The sequence below is a fragment of the Pseudomonas sp. RIT-562 genome (assembly GCF_026241895.1).
Classification (GTDB): Bacteria; Pseudomonadota; Gammaproteobacteria; order Pseudomonadales; family Pseudomonadaceae; genus Aquipseudomonas; species Aquipseudomonas mandelii_F.
Genome location: NZ_JAPJIV010000035.1, coordinates 22,227 through 44,562 on the forward strand (window position 1 = coordinate 22,227; position 22,336 = coordinate 44,562).

General features: G+C 51.3%; 16 protein-coding genes and 5 pseudogenes. 9 read left to right on the plus strand and 12 right to left on the minus strand.

Annotated features, from left to right (window positions below):
- Positions 1-3: 3 nt before the first annotated feature.
- Positions 4-1,653 carry a class I adenylate-forming enzyme family protein gene (locus tag ORL50_RS27785; RefSeq protein ID WP_266019823.1) on the plus strand — a complete coding sequence of 550 codons (1,650 nt, stop codon included), beginning with the start codon at positions 4-6 and terminating at the stop codon, positions 1,651-1,653.
- A complete protein-coding gene (locus ORL50_RS27790; RefSeq protein ID WP_266019824.1) occupies positions 1,653-2,645 on the plus strand; it encodes a thioesterase, FlK family in 993 nt (330 codons plus the stop codon). The genes ORL50_RS27785 and ORL50_RS27790 overlap by 1 nt, the downstream gene beginning before the upstream one ends.
- A 1,339-nt stretch (positions 2,646-3,984) precedes the next feature.
- Here ORL50_RS27790 and ORL50_RS27800 read toward each other — a convergent pair.
- Together ORL50_RS27800 and ORL50_RS27805 are read right to left on the minus strand one after the other, a co-directional pair.
- The gene (locus ORL50_RS27800; protein WP_266019826.1) at positions 3,985-4,245 is read right to left on the minus strand and encodes a hypothetical protein; all 261 of its coding nucleotides are present in this window, start codon (positions 4,243-4,245) and stop codon (positions 3,985-3,987) included.
- Positions 4,246-4,558: 313 nt separating this feature from the next.
- Complete coding sequence (locus tag ORL50_RS27805; RefSeq protein ID WP_266019827.1) at positions 4,559-4,768, minus strand: hypothetical protein; 210 nt, start codon at positions 4,766-4,768, stop codon at positions 4,559-4,561.
- Between the two features lie 1,037 nt (positions 4,769-5,805).
- On the opposite strand from ORL50_RS27805, the gene ORL50_RS27810 reads away from it, so the two are divergent.
- On the plus strand, positions 5,806-6,072 hold the full coding sequence (locus ORL50_RS27810) for a DUF1652 domain-containing protein (RefSeq protein WP_266019839.1): 267 nt from the start codon (positions 5,806-5,808) through the stop codon (positions 6,070-6,072).
- Here the strand turns inward: ORL50_RS27810 and ORL50_RS27815 are convergent.
- The gene (locus ORL50_RS27815) at positions 5,956-6,339 is read right to left on the minus strand and encodes a hypothetical protein (RefSeq protein WP_266019840.1); all 384 of its coding nucleotides are present in this window, start codon (positions 6,337-6,339) and stop codon (positions 5,956-5,958) included. The two genes, ORL50_RS27810 and ORL50_RS27815, sit on opposite strands and share 117 nt — an antisense overlap.
- 107 nt (positions 6,340-6,446) lie before the next feature.
- On the opposite strand from ORL50_RS27815, the pseudogene ORL50_RS27820 reads away from it, so the two are divergent.
- Positions 6,447-6,813 (plus strand): annotated as a pseudogene (locus ORL50_RS27820) (histone-like nucleoid-structuring protein, MvaT/MvaU family).
- An 89-nt stretch (positions 6,814-6,902) separates the two neighbouring features.
- Here ORL50_RS27820 and ORL50_RS27825 read toward each other — a convergent pair.
- Positions 6,903-8,231: an SDR family oxidoreductase gene (locus ORL50_RS27825; protein ID WP_266019828.1), complete on the minus strand. Its 1,329-nt coding sequence runs from the start codon at positions 8,229-8,231 to the stop codon at positions 6,903-6,905.
- A gap of 944 nt (positions 8,232-9,175) precedes the next feature.
- On the opposite strand from ORL50_RS27825, the gene ORL50_RS27830 reads away from it, so the two are divergent.
- Positions 9,176-10,326 (plus strand): IS3 family transposase gene (locus ORL50_RS27830; RefSeq protein ID WP_266019829.1). Its coding sequence is split into 2 segments (ribosomal slippage): positions 9,176-9,410 and positions 9,410-10,326, totalling 1,152 coding nucleotides; the frame shifts between segments, so codons are not numbered across the junction.
- On the opposite strand, the gene ORL50_RS29245 is transcribed toward ORL50_RS27830, so the two are convergent.
- Complete coding sequence (locus tag ORL50_RS29245) at positions 10,262-10,441, minus strand: DUF2934 domain-containing protein (protein WP_416236052.1); 180 nt, start codon at positions 10,439-10,441, stop codon at positions 10,262-10,264. The genes ORL50_RS27830 and ORL50_RS29245 overlap by 65 nt on opposite strands.
- A 367-nt stretch (positions 10,442-10,808) precedes the next feature.
- On the minus strand, positions 10,809-11,219 hold the full coding sequence (locus tag ORL50_RS27835) for a response regulator (protein ID WP_266019830.1): 411 nt from the start codon (positions 11,217-11,219) through the stop codon (positions 10,809-10,811).
- A gap of 988 nt (positions 11,220-12,207) precedes the next feature.
- On the opposite strand from ORL50_RS27835, the gene ORL50_RS27840 reads away from it, so the two are divergent.
- Positions 12,208-13,233, plus strand: coding sequence for a chemotaxis protein CheB (locus ORL50_RS27840; protein ID WP_266019831.1), 1,026 nt, complete (start codon positions 12,208-12,210; stop codon positions 13,231-13,233).
- Positions 13,234-13,288: 55 nt separating this feature from the next.
- On the opposite strand, the gene ORL50_RS27845 is transcribed toward ORL50_RS27840, so the two are convergent.
- Positions 13,289-16,711 carry a bifunctional diguanylate cyclase/phosphodiesterase gene (locus ORL50_RS27845; protein ID WP_266019832.1) on the minus strand — a complete coding sequence of 1,141 codons (3,423 nt, stop codon included), beginning with the start codon at positions 16,709-16,711 and terminating at the stop codon, positions 13,289-13,291.
- A 4-nt stretch (positions 16,712-16,715) separates the two neighbouring features.
- On the minus strand, positions 16,716-16,988 hold the full coding sequence (locus ORL50_RS27850; RefSeq protein WP_266019834.1) for a hypothetical protein: 273 nt from the start codon (positions 16,986-16,988) through the stop codon (positions 16,716-16,718).
- 150 nt (positions 16,989-17,138) lie between these two features.
- Between ORL50_RS27850 and ORL50_RS27855 the strand changes: the two are divergent.
- Positions 17,139-17,308 (plus strand): annotated as a pseudogene (locus ORL50_RS27855) (glutathione-dependent formaldehyde dehydrogenase); the annotation flags it as partial.
- A gap of 72 nt (positions 17,309-17,380) precedes the next feature.
- Here the strand turns inward: ORL50_RS27855 and ORL50_RS27860 are convergent.
- Positions 17,381-18,186, minus strand: a pseudogene (locus tag ORL50_RS27860) (IS5 family transposase).
- Between the two features lie 56 nt (positions 18,187-18,242).
- Complete coding sequence (locus ORL50_RS27865) at positions 18,243-18,449, minus strand: hypothetical protein (protein ID WP_416236054.1); 207 nt, start codon at positions 18,447-18,449, stop codon at positions 18,243-18,245.
- A gap of 224 nt (positions 18,450-18,673) precedes the next feature.
- On the opposite strand from ORL50_RS27865, the gene ORL50_RS27870 reads away from it, so the two are divergent.
- A complete protein-coding gene (locus ORL50_RS27870) occupies positions 18,674-19,813 on the plus strand; it encodes a glutathione-independent formaldehyde dehydrogenase (RefSeq protein WP_124528254.1) in 1,140 nt (379 codons plus the stop codon).
- A 677-nt stretch (positions 19,814-20,490) separates the two neighbouring features.
- Here the strand turns inward: ORL50_RS27870 and ORL50_RS27875 are convergent.
- Positions 20,491-21,007, minus strand: a pseudogene (locus tag ORL50_RS27875) (HAD family hydrolase); the annotation flags it as partial.
- Between the two features lie 34 nt (positions 21,008-21,041).
- On the opposite strand from ORL50_RS27875, the gene ORL50_RS27880 reads away from it, so the two are divergent.
- On the plus strand, positions 21,042-21,677 hold the full coding sequence (locus tag ORL50_RS27880; RefSeq protein ID WP_266019838.1) for a glutamate-cysteine ligase family protein: 636 nt from the start codon (positions 21,042-21,044) through the stop codon (positions 21,675-21,677).
- A 142-nt stretch (positions 21,678-21,819) separates the two neighbouring features.
- On the opposite strand, the pseudogene ORL50_RS27885 reads toward ORL50_RS27880, so the two are convergent.
- Positions 21,820-22,052 (minus strand): annotated as a pseudogene (locus ORL50_RS27885) (arginine deiminase family protein); the annotation flags it as partial.
- Positions 22,053-22,336: the final 284 nt, after the last annotated feature.

The following is a 22,336-nucleotide window of genomic DNA, read 5'->3' on the forward strand; positions in this document are numbered from 1 at the left end:
CCGATGCAATTAGCCCTTACTCCACTCTCAGGTAATCTCTTCATGACACCGGATGAACTTCACTTCGCAGCCGAAAACTTGCCCGGCGACCCTTACGCAATGCTGTTGCACTGTGCGAATCGTTGGCCGGACAAGGATGCGCTTATATTTGACTCGACATCTCAGCGGCTGACGTTTAGCCAATGGTTGCTGGCTTCCCAGACACTGGCCTGTGCCTTGCGGCGGCGCGGGATTCAACCCGGCAGCTCGGTGGCATTGTGGGCGGAAAATAGAACCGAGTGGCCAATCGCACAGGTCGCCATTTCTGCAATTGGTGCGGTGCTTGTGCCGGTTAATACGCACTTCCGCGAGGACGACCTCCTGCATGTGCTAGACCATAGTCAGTCGGTGGCGATCTTGCTTTCCGCACGATTTCGCTCCAGTGACTATTTGACCATGACACTGGACACTCGCAACCGGTTACCCATTCTGCGCGACGTGATTTGCTTCGACGATACTGAGCTTCACGCTGAGAATTGCTGGAGTTACGCGGCACTGATGAGCGAAGAGCCGGAGTTACCATTTCAGGCGTGGCCCTGGTCGCCCCGCGAGTTGGCGAGCATTCAGTACACCTCCGGCACCACTGGGCGGCCAAAGGGCGCTGAACTGTGCTTCGAAGGAATGTTGATGAATGCGCGGGGCACAGTCGCGCGGCTGGCGGTTAATGCCGAGGATCGATGGACTTCCATCATTCCGCTATTCCACTGCGCGGGCTGCATTATGAATGTGCTAGCAGCATTGGCCGCAGGGGCCACGTATGTGGGGATCAGTGCCTTCGATGCCGAGCGAATGTTGCGCCTCGTGGAGGCCGAGCGCTGTACGCTGCTGACGGGCGTTCCTACCTCTTATCTGGCGATGCTGGAGCACCCGCGACGAACAGAATATGACCTTTCTTCGTTGCGGGCGGGCACCTGCGGTGGCGCCGATTGTGATCCGGCTTTGCTCGAACGGTGCGCTTCTGCGTTCCCGATTCCAGGACTGGTGCAGGTGTACGGCCAGACCGAAGCCAGCACTCTTATCGCCTTGGACAGTTGCGAGAGTGCGCAGCGATTTACCACCGCGGGCACGCCATTGCCTGGCATGGAGGTGCGCGTGTGTGATCCGGACGACGGAGAGGTGCTTGCTCGCGGTGAGACCGGGCAGGTTCACGTGCGCGGCCCCATGGTGATGCTCGGCTATCATCGTGACGCGCTGGAGACGGCTCGCTGTATCGACCTCGATGGTTGGATGCAGACGGGGGATCTCGGACGCATTACTGTCGACGGCCGAGTGGAGCTTGTGGGAGGACGATTACGCGACATGATCATCCGCGGAGGAGAGAACATCTATCCGGTCGAGGTGGAGAACCTGCTACGCGCCCACCCGGGGATCACTGAAATCGCTGTATTTGCCATGCCGGATGCTTTCTATGGAGAGGTCGTCGCCGCGGCGATCGAATTTGGCGGGACTCTCTCCGTTGCGGAGGTCAAGCAGGCTTGTTCCGGCAAAATCGCTGGGTTCAAGCATCCGTCTAGGATATTTAAGGTCAGCCAATGGCCCATGACGTCCAGCGGGAAAATACTTAAGCGCGAGCTAAAAGCCCAAGCCATTGCAATGCAATTGGAGGAGTTGTGATGCGAACACCGATCCTCGGGCATCGACATCACTGCGCGTTCGTACCAGGGCTTGAGCAAACGGCAGCCGCCATCGGCAATGCCGGGGTGCAGGTAGTATCTACGCCGGCACTTATTGCTCTGCTGGAGGAAACGGCGGGCAGTGGGGTTCAGGCTTTCTGCGATTCGGGATGGGGCACTGTTGGCACTAAAGTGGACATTGCGCATTTGAGTCCGGCTTGGCCGGGCATCGAGGTGCAATGCGAATCCGTGCTGGAGTCGACCAGCGGCCGCACGTTGAGTTTCGCGGTGAGCGCGAGCCAACAAGGACGGTTAGTGATGCGCGGCCACCACGAACGAGTGATAGTTGACCTCAGCCGCTTCTCCATGCCGCAAACAATCAGCGCCGGCGAGCCCATTGAGTTTTTTTTCGATTTTCACAGTCCTTGGTGCTACCTGGCTATGCCGCGCTTGCGAGAAATCGCCGCTACCCATGGCCGAGAGATTGATTGGCGGCCCATACACTTGGCCAACCTGATCAACCATATAGGGGGGCGACGGCCACTGGAAGCATCACCAGCATTTGTGCGGTGGTTTCAGCAGGATTTGCAGGATTGGGCGCGACTGAGACGCATGACGCTAAGTTACCACCCTCAGTTTCCATTGCGACCTTCCCGAGCTTTGCGGTGCAGCCTTTATGCAATAGAGATGGGGAAGGGAGCCGAGTTCATCTTCAACGTAATGCGGGCTTACTGGAGTGAAAACCGGGATATCAGCGACCTCGAGATCCTCGGCGATTTGGCGGTAGGAGCAGGCCTGAACCGAAGTGTAACTATACAGGCTGCTTCCGATGCGCGATTCAAGCTGGCATTGGAATCTAACAACGAAAAAGCGGTGCAGCTAGGTGTTTTCGGTGCGCCTACCGTCATCGCAGATTCGAAGCTGTTCTGGGGCAATGATCGGCTGGAAATGATAGCGGATTATCTAGCGCAGAGTAATGGTCAAAACAGTTAATCTCTGACGATGGAGAAGCATTGAATCGACCTTTAAACCCGTGAAGTTCTCTGAATTGCATCGTTTGACGAATCGCTCCTCAGCTTATACCGGGGGGTAAATCGAGTGCTTATATTGGCCGATTGATGGCTACCACATAAGGGAATTCCACAGTTGGCAAGTTGGACGATGAGCAATGGGCCGTTTACAAGCTTTTTTCAATCAGGTGAATGCGGGGAACAGCGACTTTCCTTTACCATCGGTGCTCTCTCTAGGAGGATTCCATGCTCACAATTGGCTCATAGGCGCCACCGATGTCGAAGCTTCCGTGCGATTCTACGTCGCCGTATTTTAGTCGCTAGGCTTAGAAACAGATCAATCGGAAAGGCACTTCTATTTTTTTGCTTCCCGGGATAGCGGAGATGTCCAATTGGCCCAGGATGCATTCACATTGTCCGATCTTTTGACGGTCAACCGGCAACGCCAGGCAATGGATTGATGCCGGCAGTGCGAGCTGGCTCCAAGGCGATGGTAAAATACGGGGCACGTTGCTGGGGTTGCTAGCGACGGGACGGATGACGGTGAGGCAGGTATCCGACAGGCCCACACCGTTTACTTCTACGTCGCCTTTCTGCACGACCAACAGGAAAAAAAGATCGCTGTCTTCTTCAAAGGGTGATGGGTAAGCCGATCAAGGCAATGGCGTAAGTCGCTTTTGTGTCGTCGCATACATCTCTTAAGCTTCCAAGAGGGGGCAGCGCCCCAGCTCGAATTCTCCTGCCGTTCTCTCAGGAGGGGGGCTCTAATTCGACATCAGCTTGATGATGCGCTAAGCGACATGGAACGATGTATTGGCGATCGCTTCCTTGTGACATCGGGGACAAATATGTCCTTAGCATATGATTGGTGCGGTCGCGCGATTCGCAGCATACCCCACAGCATACCCCACAGCATAGCTAGGGCTACCGCCATCCAAGCGGCGATCATGCTCAAGATAGTCAATGTTAGGCTCATACATTCCTCCACTGCTTTTCTACTACTTGCTCTCCTAGTAAATGACCGGATGCCATCAGCATGATTCAATTTAATGGTGGTGAGGCGTGATGAAGGTAGCGTATGGCTATATGTGACAGATTGAAACAGCAAAGCGGCACACAAAAATTCTTCGAGGGTTGCCGTGTACAAACTTGTAGAAATCCACAAGCTAGGGAATCTTAGACGAGCTGAAAATTCGACTGTTCCAAGGGAATCGATACCAAAGGTATCACATCGTACAGACGCTCACGAAAGTGTGAGCGGGGTGAATCCCCGTTGATGTCGGCCTCCTACCAGATACATCAGTCAAATTTAAAATGGACTGTCATACGTCGATCTGCAACTCCAACTCGCCGTTATCTAAATTGCGCGTGTGAGCGATCGTACCGGTAAGGTGATCATTTGATGAAATAAAAATGGTCAAGGAATGTGCCTTGTGTAGGTCATCTGGCACCGGAGATAGCACTTGCACTTGGAAAGCTCCCGGCGTGATAGGCGTAATGACGACATTGCATTCAGCGCTTTTCGAGATGGGCCCAAGCAAGGTGTCACGCATGTAATTCATGCGTGTAGCGATAGGATTCATAGTGATGTCCTTTGAACGTACCAGGAGTGGGCCTAGGTAGCAGCCCTTATGCGCTAGACGAAGCATTTGCGGTGGAGTTCAACGCAAAGGCTGGACGGGATTCGCAAGCCGCCATATTTTGACGAGCACGATTTATTACGATCAATTGCGCAGGCCATAGCTTCTTCCGAACCGTTTTAGCAGATCACTTGGCCGCCATATGCGCTGCAAGCGTCATATTGTTGAACGTGGCCACAAGCTCTCCGAGCCTTTGGAGACGTTTGTCTGCGCTCGAGGCATTAGATTTGGAAAGCGTGTTCGGAAAGTCGTTAGCTCAGTGAGCAGGTGCGGTTCCGCACATCCGTATCTCTTTCTGTCCTGGATGCTCAGCGTTCAATGTGTCGCAAACAGCCTCTGCCTCAACTCTAACCTCGAACACGCCGTATTTGCTCGCCGAGCCACCCTCCACCAGATCGACAACCCTATATCGCTTACCGCCATCCTCCAGTCTGGTGGTTTCAATCACTCTGAACCTGGATTCCATGGTGCGCTCCCAGCTAACGAAAGGTGTCCTACAAGTACCGCCAAGGCACGATGATTTAAAGGCCTATGCAAGGATTAGCTGAGATAATTTATGACAGCCCACCCCGGCTCCTTTTTCTAAGCCCTACCACCCTCATTCTGGTACCAATTTGGCCCAATCGAGGGCAAATAAAGCGGTTTCGGGACGACCTGGCAAAAAAATATTTTGCCCCCCCCCCTTGAAAATTAAAAAACGGGACGGAGTTGTTATATTTGATACCAAACAAAAGCTGGATCTCCTTCGCATCGCATTTTTTCGGAGTGCCGCAGGCTTTAGGGCAATAGACTCGATTGCCTCACCGTTGTTTTTGCCCCTTGCCTTTTCCTTTGGTAAATCGGAAGTGAGTCAATGGCAGGGAAGGGAAGGGAAGGGAAGGGAAGGGAAGGGAAGGGAAGGGAAGGAGGCTAGCTGTGCTTCGCAAGCGCAGGTCGTTTGATTTGCGACGCAGTCGCAGCTAGTTTTTGATTTTAGAGCAACCACAATCCCCTTAAAAAACAAATGAATAACATTTCTGCACGGCGACTGAGGGTTTTTTTAAACTTCTCATACCGGCTTGTAAATGCCCCTCACCGTCATCGTTGCCGACGTGGTAACCAGCTCTATCGCATGCGCGGCTGATACAGCCATCGAAAGGGTGACTGCATCCAACGACAGGGATTATCTCGTTTCGCGATTTCGCTCGTCTCACTGCAAATGCAAGGCGTAAGCCATTGGCTGGATTCGCAGCAAGAACATTTCAGTCTTGGAAATTTTAGGAGCGGATGAGGTGATATCGGTAGGAAACCGCTTTTGCTCGATTCGTGCCTGTCGATAAAGGGTATATGGCAGGAAAAATTGGCATGTGTTTGCTCCCAATGGGTATAACGCAGTGCGCAGATGGGGCGTAGCCTAAAATTGCCACTGCTTCGCCAAGGACTTAAAAGGTGGGTTTGAACTTGGGATATAAGCTTCCGTTCTATCAAGCTGATAGCCCTGACCGCGCATGCCACGGAGCCGCTATGTTATCCACTCTTGAGCTGTGCCACGTCTTTGAATCAGCTTTTCTGCCCCTCTCATGCGACTGTAGAGTCGAGCCTTCAGGATCACTTCAAATACAGATCATCGAGCCGATATCCAAGCGAGTCGAGCTTCTTGTTACGGGCATTTCTTTATCTCACCTCGTTGGAGACCATGCGATAGACCAGCTCATAAATGAACTCAAGGAAGAACTCAAATTCACTCATGACAGGAGATATTGGCCCGTGCAAGCGCAGCAAAAATGTTAAGGCTTCTGCTGCCAGAAGCTTTGCGACGTTTGGGCGATGGTCTTTCGTTGTGAAGGGCTTCGTCTTGCGACGTGTCCCAATATTTAACGGTTTCTTAGTAAGTACCGAGCTGGGTTTCCTGTAATGGATACCGAGCACCTGTGGAGCTGTAGCGATTAAAAATTTCGGATGTACTTTATACCGGCTCACGATTGTTAATTCGCTATTGTTTCTGCAATACCCAAGAGCGCGGAGGCTACGGCGATCATCTAGTGTCGCTTGATTCATGTCGGAAACGCTTCCGAGTGCCGTAGCTTGAGTCGTACAAACCAGCCAATTTTTCAAAATGAGTTTTTAGTGTAAAGTTAGGACAAACAATCCCGAAGAGATTTCCCATGTCCAAACTCGCAGAATTTCGCCAGCTCGAAAAACACTTGGCCGAGCAGCTTCAAGCGCTTGAAGATTTGAAGGGTGATGCTGGCCTAAAAGCAGGAAATTGAATTTGAAACGAAGCTCCGAGCCTTGCTTGCCAAGTATGGCTATAGCTTGAGGGACATCGTCAATTTGCTTGACCCACAAACCGGTCGCCGTACTCCTGCGGCTGGATCCAAAACTAGCAATCGCAAGCCACGCCAAGTAAAGGTCTATAAAAATCCAAAGTCTGGCGAAGTAGTAGAAACGAAAGGTGGTAACCACAAAATTCTTAAGGAATGGAAAGCGAAATACGGTTCTGACACCGTGGAGTCGTGGCTCGCAAAGTGAGGCTAGTTTGAATAAAAAAGGGCTCTCAGGGCCCTTTTCACGTTCAGCGACGCACGGCAGTTTCCCTCGTACTGAAGCAAATGAATTTGCTAAGGATGACGCTCTTGCCTTCCATGACGAATAAGCGCGTATAGGCATCCGCCAATTAACAATGCCGCGCCTGAAGCAGCCAAGAGGGACGGTCTGTGCTTGGCTGCACGCCACTTACCTTCAATGCGGCGATCTCCACTTGGCGACTTAAACAAATTACCTGGTGACGATTCGGACTGTGGACTGCGTTGTATACCGAAGCGAGCTAACCATCCTGATAGGAGAGGAAAACCGGGTACCAGAAAATGCGCCAGACGGGCCATCGTGGCCGCGCCTCCCACAGTAGTGCTGGGTCTGGGACGTAACGCACACGCTACCATTGCTTGGGCGACAAGATGTGGATCATAGAGCGGCGGCGGTGGCTTAAGCGCATGACCGGTGAAGTTCCCTGCATCACGAAACCCCGGTGTATCCATTACAGCTGGATAGATGTCACATACATGGATATGGGGATACCCGTTCAGTTCGCCGCGCAACGCTTCGCTTAAACCGCGCAGGCCATATTTGCTAGCCGAGTAAGCAGCTGCATAGGGCTGTGCTACCCAGCTCCCCAATGACAAGGTGTTGATCAATGTTCCACGTTTTTGCGCCTTGAAGTAAGGCCATGCCACATAGGCACCGCGCAGGTAACCGAGCAAATCCGTTTGCACTACTTGCTCGTGGGCTTCAAGAGGCGTTTCCTCGAAGCTGCCGACTGCACCGACACCTGCATTGTTGATCCAGATGTCGATACAGCCGCTGCCAAACGCGGCAGCTTTCTCCGCCAAAGCACGCATCTGCTCGCTGCTGGTGACATCGGTTTGGACTGCCAAAGCCGTAGCACCGCGTGCAGCACATTCTTCGACGACTTCAGCGAGCGCGACTTCGTCTCGTGCTCCCAGAACCAAGCGAGAACCTTTGCGCGCGAACGCATGAGCAGCCGCTCGACCTATGCCGCCTGATGCACCGGTGATGACTACTAATATGTTGTTAAGAGCGCTAGTCCGGTTTTTTTTATACCCATCAGAATGCTCTATAACTTCTGATGAGGGTAAACCTACTCGGTCGTTGTATTGCATCTTGTTCAGTTTCAGGCGTGCACCATCAATCAGGGTCAGCGTCAGGTCTTCGATGGTGCCAGCTACTCGGTCTGGAAATACCGGTTCGCCTGCAGAATCAAGCTTGTCATACAAAAATTGCTGACCTTCCAACCACCCTACGGAGGTCGTTAATTCGGGGCCCAAAAAGTACTTTCCGTCGAGAAAAAAGCCGGCAAAATCTTGCGCATTTTCGAGCTTTTCAACGACGTACCGTTCTCCTTGCTTCATACCGGTAGATGAATCGATCATGGTCACATCCTCTGCTTCGCTGGTGTTGCGATAGAGGGTGAGCTGCCCACAATGTTCCATCCAAATGACTAGAAGGTCTGTAAGAAGCCCTTCAGATATTTGAGTGTGACTTTTTCAACTCGCTGAGAGGGGAGAGAGCAACCGGTCTACCCAATGTAAAAGTGCGAGGATGCCTTAAGATCGGAATGGGCTACTATTACATCGGGTTGGGCACTGACTCACAAATAGTCGAAATTTGCCTCTATGCAGTCCGAAATTTGGGCTGGTTAGAGAGCAAATTGAGCAAACATGCATCGTTCAAGATTCATGCGGAGGAGGGGACTTTTTCAAGAGGAACGGTCGCTAACCCAAGAAAACCCAAGGGCTAACCAATTGGGTTGGGGCAGTAGAAGCCGCAAAACGAAGGGCGAGCAAGCTGGCATACCGAACTATTTTGAACCAGCCGAGCAAACCATCCTGTGGTTAAGTATTCGTTCGTTGCAGCTCATCTCACGGCTCCATCCGGAGGCCTTCAACGGTAATGCAGATTTCACTCCAAGCGTCCGCTCGCGCTTTTGAACCGGACAATGCACCTATCACAAGTCATTTGCGATCGAGTGCGCCTTGGTTGGTCAACGGCTAGAATACTTCTCATTAAAGGGCCCATGGCAGAACCCGTAATCGATAGCGCGCATTCGAAAGTGCACGCTATCGATGGGTACCTGCCAGTCGTTGATCGTCATCTTCGTCTCAAGCTTTAACGACCATCGTTATTCTTGTTTTCTGGCTCGGCTGCAAAGTCAGCTTGAGACGGAGCATTTTCATTGCCAATTTTGGAGTTGGAGGTCGAGCTGTCGTAACCCACGTCTACTGATTTTTCAGCAGTGAACCAGTGCTCCAGGTTGAATCGCCCCCGCTCCCGTAGACACCTCCATGCCTTAAACTGAGGCCAATCAGGAGGTGCCATGAGCAACCCACGTTATCCCGAAGAATTCAAAATCCAAGCGGTCAATCAAGTGACCGAGAAGAAGTTGCCTGTCGCTGATGTGGCGGCGCGTCTTGGCGTGTCGACGCATAGCCTCTATGCCTGGATAAAGCGCTACAGCAAACCTCAGGCAGAACGGCAGCAAGACGATGATCAGCACGCTGAACTGCGTCGTCTGCGAGCCGAACTCAAGCGGGTCACCGAAGAGCGAGACATCTTAAAAAAGGCCGCCGCGTACTTTGCCAAGGAGTGCGGTTGAAGTACGCCTTTATCAAGCAGCGAGCGGGCGACTATTCGATTCGACGGCTTTGCCTGACGCTGAAAGTCCATCCCAGCGGTTATTACGCCTGGCTGTCTGAGCCGCAATCTGTACGCGCCAAAGACGACCAGCGACTGCTGGGTTTGATCAAGCATTCCTGGCTGGAGAGCGGTGGCGTTTATGGCTATCGCAAAGTCCATGACGATCTGCGCGAAGTCGGTGAGGATTGTGGTCGGCATCGTGTGGCGAGGCTGATGCGTCTTGAAGGTCTGCGCTCTCAGACAGGGTATCGACGCCGCCCTGGCAAGTACGGCGGTAAGCCAGCGGTCGCCTCACCCAATTTGCTGAAGCGCCAGTTCGATGTCGTAGAACCCAACAAAGTTTGGGTCACCGACATCACCTACATTCGCACGTATGAAGGCTGGCTGTATTTGGCGGTCGTGCTGGATCTGTTTTCTCGTCAGGTCGTCGGCTGGTCAATGAAATCGCAGATGACCAGTGATTTGGCCATTGATGCGTTATTGATGGCGGTTTGGAGGCGAAAACCGAAACAGGAGGTGATGGTTCACTCCGACCAGGGCAGCCAGTACAGCAGCTCCGATTGGCGCAGTTTTTTGAAAGCGAACAATTTGGTTGCCAGCATGAGTCGCCGAGGCAACTGTCATGACAACGCCGTGGCCGAGAGCTTTTTCCAGCTTCTAAAGCGGGAACGGATCAAGCGGAAAATCTATTCCTCGCGCGAAGATGCTCGTAGTGATGTGTTCGATTACATCGAGATGTTCTACAACGTAAAACGCCGGCATGGTTTCAACAATCAACTGTCACCGGTAGAGTTTGAAAAGCGTTACGCAATGAGCTTGCAAGGTGTCTAGAGAATCCGGGGCGATTCAGGTCTTGTCCTTGGGGCTTGCCTTCTTTCTCCCAAAGCCGATATGCAGCTTCCCTAATTTGTTGCTCTTCCATTGTCAATTTCCTCCCATAGCTCATTAGTGAATAGGTGGCGAAACGGGGCTACCCATCGCTACCCGATCTTTCACCATCAATGATAGTCGTCATAACAAGTTCCGCCATCTGATCATCGCCTCTTGATCCACAAGCAGGGAATTGCGGATGCTTGAAATCGTGCGCAAGCGGTGAACGAGCTTTGCTAGCTGTAGCAGCAGCCGCCTGTCGTCAAGGCATCGGCAGTGATCAGTTGTGCGCCCATGCCGTAGAAGGGTTGATGTCCGATCGCTATTGGAACTGGGCGAAGCCTGAGCATCGACACGGAGCTGTAGACGAAATAGAAAGAGTCCAAATCTTTGTACTCTAGAGGCAGGAATCTCCCAAGCCTCCAAGCACTGGTGACCGAGGTCTAAGGTTTATTAATGGGTGAATCTGGCTGAAGGAGTGACGTCACTGCGGTTACCAGATCGTAGAGTGCCCAAGGTTTATGCAGGTAGAGAGTGTCCGCCGGAATTGACTCCGTGTTTATCTCGTATCCTGATGTCAAAATCGTCGAAATGGTGGGCCATCTACTCCGCACCATTTCGATGAATTCGATGCCTTGAATCTGTCCTGGTACGCCGTGGTCAGCGATTACAAGGCGGCATTGGTCGTGGGCCTGCAAAAGGTAAATCAACGCCTCATCAGCAGTTTCGAAGGCCGTAGCCTGTGCGCCTATTTCCTCTACGATATCACCCATTAGCAAGCGTAAGGTCGGATCGTCTTCCACGACGATAACCTCTCCGTGAATTGGCAATATCCCTTCCCAGTCAATCTTCACTCATCAATCCTTAGCCGGGCTACTGAGCCGACGCCGTTAGGTCTAAATCTGAGTGTATGTCCAATCGAGAGGAAAGATAGGAGATGTTTGTGTCCCAAATTCAGGATGTGGTGTTAGACAGTAACGTGAAGCGGCACCGCAGGCGCATTTCGATGCCTTGTTAGGGTTTTTTCTTAAGCCAATTCCTCTCGGTTGAAAATCAGAAGCGTCCTTCCCTGTCATGCGGTAAGTGGTGGAACGCCAGGTGGCAACCTGACGTTACAGGGTTACCCACGTTTCAGAATGGCGGAACACCTAAAAGTCAGAGGTACTCCCTCGAGCAGAGTTGAAGGCGAATCAATACGTAGGCTCGACAGTTGACGATGATTTGGAATGAAGGTTTGGGGGGTTGCACGTGGGAATGAACTCCGCTGTTGGAGTGTCCACGTAAATCCCGATAGCTGGAAAACGTGTGTCTGAGCATCGGTATCGTTGTCCGGACGCACACGCATTTCTCCTAATCAACTCTCCGGTCTGCAAGCCGCTGCTACACCCGGCTTTTCATAAACTGTGATGATGTATTCAACCTCGAGAGCGTTCTTACCATAAAAAGGAACGGCTCTCTCCTGCGTGAGTCCATCATTCTCAATTCATTGTCAATGAGCCTCGATTGGCCAACAAACTTTTCGCAGCAATTCATATCGGCCTGACTCTCATCTGGCTTACCTGTGTGATTGGCATATGTTATGCGATCCTCCCCTAGCTCATCGATGCCTTCGGAGCTTGTGGGGAGAACACGTTCGCAAACTGCAGGGGTTGGGCCTAGAACTTCAGCTCATGCTGGGATGACCCTATTTGTGAATAGGAGTATCCAGGAGGCCAGCGTACAGCCCAGTCTTTTCATCACTGAAAATCGCAGAAAACAGACCAGATACACCAGCATCGTAGGTACACCCTATGGGTATGGGTCTAAAGTCAGTGGAATGGCTCATTGACTCTGGAGACGCGCGTGAAGGAAGAACTCGACGAAAACACGCGAAACATCGTCGTCATTGGCACCTCCGCGGGCGGCTTTCAAGCGTTAATCGAGTTATTTGAAAAGCTGCCAGCCGACCTGCCGGCTATCTTTCTGGTGGTACTGCATATTCCAGCCCATCAACCCAGCGTTCTACATAGCATTCTGTCGAGAGTAACGAGCATGCGGGTAGTGGCTGCTCAAGACGGGCAGACACTGAAAGCGGGTACAGTCTATGTCGCCATTGCTGATCGACACCTAATGCTGACGGAGGCAGGTATACGACTGACACGTGGGCCTAAAGAATGTCGAATGCGTCCTGCCGTGGACGTGCTATTCCGGTCGGCTGCCGTCAACTATGGCTCAAGAGTGATCGGCATCATTTTGTCGGGCGCTCTGGATGATGGAACTGCCGGTCTGTGGGCCGTCAAAGACCGGGGTGGCTTGGCTTGCGTGCAGGATCCCGCAGAGGCGATGCTGAGCTCTATGCCCGAAAGCGCGATTGAGCATGTAAATATCGATTTTATTGGCACAATCGTCATGTTAGCTAAAGAGCTCACTAAAATGATTGGGAGCCGCATTGAAGATCCGACTCTGCATGAGGTAAAGGCGCGTCATATTATCGAAAATCTTATCTCTTTGAAGGGAAATGGCCTTGAAGCCGGCGTCATGGAATTGGGTAAGGTCTCCAAATTTACATGTCCTGATTGTCACGGCGTTCTTGTGCAGATAGAGGAAGGTTCCATCGTCAGATTCCGCTGTCATACTGGGCATGCGTTTTCGATGAAATCGCTAATCAGTGAAGTTAATGACGCGATAGACGCTGGACTGTGGGATACGTTGAGAGCGGTGGAAGAACGGATTCTACTGCTGCGCCAAATGGCCAAAAAAGCAGAGGCTGTAGGAGCTTCTGGTGACGCTACCGAGTGTACTCGGCAGGCTAACATTGCTGAAAAACGGCTAAAGCCATTACGTGAGTTAGTACTTGATCCAAAGTTCTTTGGCCACGAGGATGGATAAACACATATCAAAAAACAGGCGTCTTGTTCGTGGTTTATTCACAGGCCGGCTCCTTTCATTCTACTAACGAACTGCCTTGATCGCTGCATCTTTGATTAAGCCAATTTTCGAAATCTGCTGCAGGCATTGGACGTCCATAAAGATAGCCTTGACCTTGATCGCAGCCTATCTCCTTAAGAAATGCATTTTGTTCTTCAGTTTCAACGCCTTCCGCAATGATCCTGAAGCCAAGAGCGTGACCTAGCTCTACAATGGTTTTAGTAATCGCTACATCGCTTTTGTCGTGAGGTAGATCTGAAATAAAAGTGCGATCGATTTTTAAACTATCTATAGGTAATAATTTAAGATATGCCAAGGAAGAGTATCCAGTGCCGAAATCGTCGATAGAGGTGGAAATTCCTAAGCTTTGCAATGTGCTTAAGATTGCTTTTGAGTGTTCGGGACTCGCCATCATCAGACTTTCAGTTACCTCGACCTCTAAAACATTAGCCGGTAAATCATATTGTTCTAATGCGCTTTGTATCGTTTCTACATAATTGCTTCTTTCTATTTGTAAGGCAGCCACGTTTATCGCGATAACACCGTGCGAAATACAATTGTCAGTCCATCGCCTGATATCGCCGCAAACGAGGTCAATGACCTGTTCTCCAATCTGGATGATCAGCCCGGTATTTTCCGCTAAAGGAATGAAATCTGCCGGCGAAACCAGGCCATGAATCGGATCGCGCCAGCGAACGAGCGCTTCCGCTCCCGCTATTTTATCGTTTAAAAGGTTGACCTTGGGCTGGTACCATACTTCGAATTCATGATTTAGCACCGCTCGTCTTAAGAGCCGCTCGCTGTTCATTTTTTCTTGAGCCCGCAAGGTCATCTCAGGTTGGTAAAAGCGATAGTCATTACGTCCACCTTCCTTGGCCCCATACATAGCGGTGTCGGCCTGCCTTAGAAGTTGCTCAGCGGTTTCAGAGTCACGGGGGGCAACTGAAATTCCTATACTGGCAGTCAACAACGTAGACGAACCTTTCAAATCGAAGGGTTCCTGTAGCGACGCTAGGAGCTTCCTAGCAATGATAATGGTGTCCGTGGGGTATGTAAGATTGCCCAGAATAAAAGCAAACTCGTCGCCACCTAAGCGGCAAACAATATCCTCCGACTGTATACAGGACACGAACCGAGCCGCAGCTTGCTGCAGCAGCAGATCTCCCATAGAATGACCCAAACTATCGTTCACCGTTTTGAAGCCATCTAGGTCTAAAACAATAACCGCCAAGAGCCGGTTATAGCTCAACGACAAATCAAGCGAATGCTGTAACCGTTCATGGAAAAGTGCTCTGTTTGGTAACGCCGTTATCGGATCGTAATGCGACATTCGCTCAAGATCAGACTGGGATCGATTGATGGCTGAAATATCTGAAAATACGGCTACGTAATTAATCAGTTTTCCCACGTCATTGTATACAGCATTGATAGTCATCCATTCAGGATACAACTCTCCATCTTTTCGCCGGTTCCAGAGTTCGCCGCGCCAGAAACCAGAAGACTTAAGGCTGCTCAGGATGTCTCGGTAAAATGCATTATTTTGTTTTTCCGAGATTAGAATGCCTGGTTTTATTCCTATAGACTCTTCGGCAGTGAATCCTGTGATTATGGTGTATGCCCTGTTGACGGATAATATGTTGCCGCGGGCGTTCGTAATAATAACTCCATCAGCGGTATGGTCTAATACAATGCCAGCGAGATGCAGTTGATCTGTTTTTTGCTTTGTGTCTGTAATATCAGTGGAAATTCCCAAAACACCCGTAGGTAGTCCGTCAGTGCGCCGTAACACGCACTTTGTTGTCAGATAAATTCGCTTTTGTCCAAATTGTTTTAACTGATCTTCAAAACAAAGAATGCCGCCGTACGAAAGAACTTCTATGTCATTTTTCCGAAGAATCCTAGCCTCGTCCGTCGCCAAGTAACTTTCCCTCGTTTTTCCTTCCATCTCTTCGAATGTGTATCCGGCCGCTTGTTCGAACATTCGATTGCAGAGTCGAAGCTTTCCTTCAGTGTCATAGACATATATCAACGACGGGGCATTATCCACGATGTCCTGCAGTAACGCTTTCTGAGTAAGCAACGCTTCCTTAGCTTGTATGCGCTCGGAAATGTCGCGCACCACGGCGTAGAGCATCGGCTCTCCTGAGAGCGTCACAGTACAAAGTGTAACTTCCGCAGGAAAAATCGTTCCGTCAGCTCGTTTGTGAAGCCACTCAAATCGATGGACGCCAGTTGCTAACGCCGTTTTTAGCATGGTTTGCGCTTTCAGTTCGGTTGACTGACCATCACTCTGCATCGGTGGTGCAATGTCGGTTGCCTTAATCCTGTAAAGCTTCGTCAGGTCTTCAAACCCAAAGACGCTTAGCGCAGCTGAATTCGCATCAATGCACACGCCGCTTGCGCGCAGGATCCAGATGGGATCGGGTGAGCGTTCGAACAGGGCACGAAAGCGAGCTTCACTTTGTATCAATGATTGTTCGACGGCCTGGCGGTCTTTGACTTCTTTAGCAAGCTCAGCGTGGCGGAGTCGAATAAGCTTATGACTCTTACTGAGCTGTGCGGCGAAATAGGTGAAGAAAGCTGTACAGGTGAGCGCGACAATGAAGAGAGGAGACTTGAAGATGAAGCCTGTCGGCCATCCATCTTTAGGCAAAGCGGCGAGTTCCCAACTTCCCCCTGGCACATCTACCGAAGTAGTAATTGCATCTTTTTGAGAGACCGTAGGCTCACCAAATATTATATTGCCTTGGGCACCCAACCCGTCCGCTCCGCGTAGCACTATCTGCAGGCTGGTTTCCTTACTTAAGCCGCTAGCATTGAGCAGACGGTTCACATCTGCGACGACTGAGACATTTCCCCAATACAAATCTTCACCGCCTGATCCGCTAACAAAGACCGGGCGTCTATGGATGAATCCTTTCCCTCCTTGCACCAGCTCAACGGGGCCGGCTAATAAAGAAGTTTTTTGTTCGCGAGACCGCAAAAGTACTCCATATTGATTGGGTATCTTACGATAGTCCAAGCCTAAAACCCCCTCATTGCCCTCCAATGGGAAAACGTTGTAAACCACGTCTTTGGGAGCAAGTGCTATGTGGCGAATTTGAGGTTGTGATGCGATCGCTTGCTTTGCCATTCCATTGAAATGCTCGGAAGTAATGCGGCCATCCAATCTCAGCAGTTGTACAATGCCTTCTGTCACATCGAAAGTAGATCGGATTTCGCTCTCAAGATGCGCCCGCATATTCGCCAATTTTGAAATCACCTGGGCCTTAGCTTGATGAGATTCCTCACGTACATCCAAGGATCCAAGGGATATGGAAAGCGCTATCCCTGTCAGTAATATGCTTACTGGCAAAACGAACGAGCGTAGGGAATTGCCGTAATCTTCGGCCTGTGATGCTCTGTTTGGACTTGGTGATTTCTTTTGTAATTTTTCCAAAGCATCAGTCCTTACGTTTACTCGTCGAAAAAGCATGCGTCAAAGCGATGCCGTCCGCTGTTTTTCGTTGCTGAATAGATCCTTGTGGTGAAGGCCAAAGGATAGTTGGCACAACCACCGGCAGGATTTCGGCGGGTGAGTATGCATTGAGCCAAGTTGCGGTTTGCAGCACATTATGAAGGGAGATAGTTTTTTTTCCCGAGATACTGCCATATCCGAATGGCATCCCGACATTCGTGAGCACGGTGGTGCTTTTCACGAAAATTTTCTTAGGCATTTTTCTTCCTTCACTTTCGATCAACCTATCAGTACCTTTCCTGCATGTTCTTCTCTCGCAGCTACGCATATTCGCACAGGTCTGTACCCTTTCCATAGCCGACCGATGTGGGGCGCGGGAGGTTCAATTTGCAAGATAAAGACCCATCAAATGCTAGCGGATGGTGTAGGTGACAGTTGGCTCGACGATGTCCCTGATCCAGCAATCCAGTCCCCGACAGATTCCATGTCAGAATTACCGCCTCAGCCATTTGTGGTACCGATCTGCATTTCATTCGTTATAGTGCTCCACCCATGGAAGCAGGCATTATTCTCCGCCATTAAAGTGTCGGAATTATCGAGGCGTTAGGCTCTGTACGTAAAGTATTGTCGCAAGCACCGCATAGCGCAGGCCTATGAGACCATCGCCGCAAAACTTGTTGCGAGCTTGTCGAAGCGCGTCACGATGCGACGGTTCTCCTTCAGCCAGCCAAACATGCGTTCGATGATGTTGCGCTGCCGATATTTGGGGCGATCAAAAAGTCGAGGCAATCCTGGCTTGGTTTTGCGCTTCATGCTTCGCAACGGAATGACTGGCTGCATGCGATAACGATCACAATACTGGCGCAGCGCTTCAGCGTCGTAACCCTTGTCAGCCAGCAACCAGCGGCAACGCTTGCGTGGGCGACCGCGCAGGCTGGGTATGCAAGCCTGATCGAGTAGCGGTTGGGCATAGGCTATATCGCTGGCTTGTCCGCCTGACAACAGGAAACGCAGAGGCACACCATTGGCGTCGCACAGCATGTGAATCTTGGTCGTCAGGCCACCCCGGCTGCGCCCGAGCGCGTGGTCTTGCGGTTCTTCAAATCCCCTTTTTTCCCGGCACCTGATGAGGCCCGGGTTGCTCGTACGGCAGTGGAGTCGATCATCCATGTTTCCAAGTCAATCAAACCCTGCTCATTCAATCGGATATGAAGACGCTTGAGCATCTGATCAAAAGCTCCGCAATCACGCCATCCCCGGAACCGTTGATAGATCGTTGACCAAGGGCCGAATCGTTCGGGCATGTCTCGCCAGGCTGCGCCAGAGCAAAGCACCCAGAGAATACCGTTTAGCATCAGGCGATCATCGGCCCGAGGGCGCCCGGTGCGCTGATTTTTGGTGAAGATATCTGCAACCAGATCCCAGGCTGCGTCGGGGAGTTCATACCGCTTTGCCATCTTGGCCTCCTGGCTTTAATGGCGGTGTATTTTACAGAAAATCGTATTTCTTGGGTTTACGTACAGAGCCTAAAGTTCTTTTTACAACCGCGCAAGTTCATCGAACAGAGGCAGATCTGCAGTACGATCAATGCATAGGCCCCGGCGTAAGCACCCCAAATGACCCACAGAACATTACTGAAAATGAAACAGAAGAACCCCGCCATTCTTCTCGCGGGACGTTGAGAGCCAATAAGCCACGCGGCGATAACCGTCACTGCCATAGCTGGCCACTGCACCCAATCCAGATAACTCAAGTCAACCCCTCAATCTCTTATCGATTTAAAAGAGAGAGATTCAATGGCGAATAATTCAGATTTTTTGGGCGCCATTTGGAATGTACCGTTCGTCAGACATGGATCGAATTTCTTGAACATACGTGCTCCCTCGGACAGATTAAACATGTGCTGACGAAAATTCCCTTTCGTCTTGCTTCTGGGAGAATGCAATGAAAGCCATCGTTTACAACGGCCCTCGTGACGTTAGTGTGCAAAATGTGCCGGACGCCAAAATCGAAAAACCTACCGACGCTCTGGTGCGAGTGACTGCCACAAACATCTGCGGATCTGATCTGCACATGTACGAAGGCCGTACTTCTTTTGAAACGGGCAGAGTGTTTGGCCATGAGAATCTGGGCGAGGTCATCGAAGTAGGCTCCGGCGTAGATCGGGTCAAGGTAGGAGATCTGGTATGCCTGCCATTCAACATCGGCTGCGGCTTTTGCGAAAACTGTGAAAAAGGCCTGACGGGGTTTTGCCTGACCGCTAACCCCGGCAGCGCGGGTGCGGCCTATGGGTTCGCTGACATGGGCCCGTATCAGGGGGGGCAGGCTGAACTACTTCGAGTGCCTTATGCAGACTTCAACTGCCTGGTGTTGCCCGAGGACGCGCAAGAACGTGAAGAAGATTACGTCATGCTCTCCGACATCTTCCCGACTGGTTGGCATGCAACCGAGTTGGCAGGCCTCCTTCCCGGGGAAAGTATTGCCATCTACGGCGCCGGCCCAGTTGGTTTGATGGCTGCCCACTCGGCCATGATCAAGGGTGCCTCTCAGGTGTTCGTAGTCGATAATCATCCTGACCGCTTGAAGCTTGCTGCTCAAATGGGCGCTACGCCCATCAACTCGCTTGAGAAAGAGGCGGTGGATCAGATCTTGAACTTGACCCATGGCAAGGGCACTGATCGCGGTTGCGAGTGCGTGGGTTATCAGTGCTGCGACCGCCATGGTCATGAAGCTAATCACCTGACCATGAACAACCTTGTCGCTTCGACCAAAGCGACCGGAGGCATCGGCGTCGTAGGTGTGTTCGTACCGCAAGACCCAGGAGCCAAAAATGAGCTGGCTAAGGAAGGCAAGATGGCTTTCGATTTCGGCGCTTTCTGGTTCAAGGGGCAGCAGATTCGAACGGGCCAAGCCAACGTCAAAGTCTACAACCGTCGCCTGGCTGAGCTAATCCACCATGGCCGAGCAAAACCTTCTCAGATCATCTCCCACCGCCTCAAGCTTGCCGAGGGCCCAGATGCCTATAAGCACTTCGACGCACGTGACGATGGCTGGACGAAGGTTGTACTCAAGCCAGCAGCTTAAACGCCAACCTCCGGTTTCGCCGGCTCCCTTTGGGCCGGCCTCTTCAGTAGAAAAGATTCAACAGCTAGCAGGAGAATGATCATGAAAAAGCTATCTATGTGCTTATGTCTATGCAGTGTATTCATGCTTCATGGATGCTTTGACAACGCGGATAACGCCACGAAAGACAATTCCAGTGGCACCAAGTCTTCTGTCCAAATGCAGGAAGGAAAGTCTGACGAGAATAAGTAGGGCAGCTAGGCGGCCCAGGTAGGAGTGAACATCCTGGGCCAGAGATAACTACAACAATAAATGGTGATCGAGATGAATTGCCTGATTTGTGTGGGAGCTGCACAACGCGTCATGTGCGACGGCCCGTGGGAAGAGCGTGACTGTCCGGTGTGCGGTCGGTATCGAATATCAGACGAGCTGATTCTCGCGTTGATGGATCAAGGGCAGATTTTCGATGTGCTTAAAGTCAGGGGCTGGCTAGATACGCGGCGAACTGAAGGTTTCCTGCCCTGCATCCAAAGTTCTGAAGGGCTACTGGTTACCGTTGTCGAGCCTACTTTAACGCCTGCGCAAGTGAAGTGAGTTTCAGTACGGCGCTGGGGGCTGCACTCTCCCAAAGCATCGAAATGTTATCGGCGAAACGCATGAATCTGCTGATAAAAAGCCCTGACGGTGATTATCGAAAATCAAGGTCGGGATGCTATTTCCTCAAAATGCTGCAATAGGTCTTGAGGATCCTCGTACACCCTCAGGGCTCCCGCTCTTTCTAGCTCGCTAATATCGTAGCCGCCGGAGAGCAAGCCCACATCTGTCGCTTTGCACCGCCTTGCTGCAAGCATGTCCCATATGGCGTCTCCAACCACTAAGCAGTCCTCAATGGGTCTCTTGAGCTTTTGCGCTGCGGCAAGGAAAAGATCTGGATCAGGCTTTCCATATTTGACATCGTCGCGGGTGATTATATTAATGTCGTTGATGTCTAAACCCAGCGCCTTTAAATTGATCTTGGCTGTAGAAACACCACCACTGGTTGCGATGCACCACTGTATATTTTCGTGGGTGAGCGTATTTAGTAGCTCGACTGAACCTGGGAGTGCCGTTATTTTGGCTTTTGAGGGCCTCATACGCAGCCGCATGCTTTTTACTTAAGATTCTTCCTTGCTCGTCAGTAATTTCTACACCCGTTTCACGGGACAAGGTTTTTAGCTATCGCCAAACAGCCTGTGATGAGTGGCCCCGAATGGGTATTCCCGAGTTCCTCGAGGATCAATACGCTTATGACGCGTACATCGCATTTTTGATCTCAACCGGCTCGATCAAGCATCCAGGCGAATGCTGGTGGGGAGTGCGACCGTCTGCGAATTACCCTACGTTGGAGTTGCGGATGACAGATGCATGCCCTCGCTTGGATGATGCATTGTGTATTGCCTCTTTTTTCCGATTGATGATCGGGCATGCACTCAGTCAGCCTCATCCAGGATCGAACTACTCGCCGAAAACTCGCTGGATCCTGATGGAAAATCGATGGAGAGCTAAACGATTTGGAATCCACGCAGCGTTTCTAATCGAGGGTTACGATCGGTCATTTTCGATTGAACAGTGGCTTTTCATGGCGGAACAGATCCTGGGTGACACTGCCCGAGAATTGGGTGTAGAGAATGTTTTTTCGCAGGCTCGCCGCATTTTGCGTCACGGCACCAGTGCAGAGCGACAACGGTGTGTCTACGAGGAGGCCCTAAGCCAGGGAGGTGATGTCAGTGAGGCTCTTTCACAAGTCGTTGACCACTTGATGATGGAAACGGCGATAGGAAATCACGAACCTGCTCTTCGGCACACGCAATCTGAGGATCTTGATCAAGCACTTCCTCGCCTCTGATATCCTGCCTTGATCCTTGGCAGTAAGTCCAATGCTGGTTCAAAGAGTCTCAAAAGACGATTCTCGCTGGAAGCGAAACCGAATCGATGCCTGTCCCGTCGATAGCTCCGAAGTGTGCAACCTCTCCAAGATTAGTATCTGCAACGAGCTCGTTCAGCAGGTTATGCATCTCGAGCACGTCGATGTTGCGTTCGCGCATTTTGGTCACAAAGTCGAAATGATCGCGCTTGGCCTGAGCGACCCAGAGGACGTCATCAAACAGCAATTCGTTGCAGTTGCCCGGAGTCAGCCGCTGGTGGGCCAGACCGGGTGAGCAAACCGTGACCTTGTGGAGTTCGCCGGCTTCGGATGGACGCCGATTTTGAGCTTTGGCATGGCGGGATCCTTCAAACGATCGCCAATCGCGCGAGTAGTGTTTTTTACTCAATCGGCAGAAGCGAGCGGGTATTGCGAAACGGAATCTCTTTGGCGTTTTGTCAAAATTCGCGACGAACGTGGGTTCGCCCTTGTTAAACTGATAACCGTATGTCCGCTGTGAAGAGAACACGGCTCAATCTATTGACCGGTGATCGCGTAGTTTTACTCGGTTCAAATTTTTGACTTCGGAATCATTGGGACTACCGCGTGTCAACCGACAAATACTGCATCGGACACGTGCT

Bases quoted from the DNA above. Each gene is read 5' to 3' on its own strand.
- ORL50_RS27785 (WP_266019823.1), top strand. From the start codon at position 4: ATGCAATTAGCCCTTACTCCACTCTCAGGTAATCTCTTCATGACACCG.
- ORL50_RS27790 (WP_266019824.1), top strand. From the start codon at position 1,653: ATGCGAACACCGATCCTCGGGCATCGACATCACTGCGCGTTCGTACCA.
- ORL50_RS27800 (WP_266019826.1), bottom strand. From the start codon at position 4,245: ATGAATCCTATCGCTACACGCATGAATTACATGCGTGACACCTTGCTT.
- ORL50_RS27805 (WP_266019827.1), bottom strand. From the start codon at position 4,768: ATGGAATCCAGGTTCAGAGTGATTGAAACCACCAGACTGGAGGATGGC.
- ORL50_RS27810 (WP_266019839.1), top strand. From the start codon at position 5,806: ATGTTATCCACTCTTGAGCTGTGCCACGTCTTTGAATCAGCTTTTCTG.
- ORL50_RS27815 (WP_266019840.1), bottom strand. From the start codon at position 6,339: ATGAATCAAGCGACACTAGATGATCGCCGTAGCCTCCGCGCTCTTGGG.
- ORL50_RS27825 (WP_266019828.1), bottom strand. From the start codon at position 8,231: ATGATCGATTCATCTACCGGTATGAAGCAAGGAGAACGGTACGTCGTT.
- ORL50_RS29245 (WP_416236052.1), bottom strand. From the start codon at position 10,441: ATGAGCTATGGGAGGAAATTGACAATGGAAGAGCAACAAATTAGGGAA.
- ORL50_RS27850 (WP_266019834.1), bottom strand. From the start codon at position 16,988: ATGCCTAAGAAAATTTTCGTGAAAAGCACCACCGTGCTCACGAATGTC.
- ORL50_RS27865 (WP_416236054.1), bottom strand. From the start codon at position 18,449: ATGGCAGTGACGGTTATCGCCGCGTGGCTTATTGGCTCTCAACGTCCC.
- ORL50_RS27870 (WP_124528254.1), top strand. From the start codon at position 18,674: ATGAAAGCCATCGTTTACAACGGCCCTCGTGACGTTAGTGTGCAAAAT.
- ORL50_RS27880 (WP_266019838.1), top strand. From the start codon at position 21,042: ATGGGTATTCCCGAGTTCCTCGAGGATCAATACGCTTATGACGCGTAC.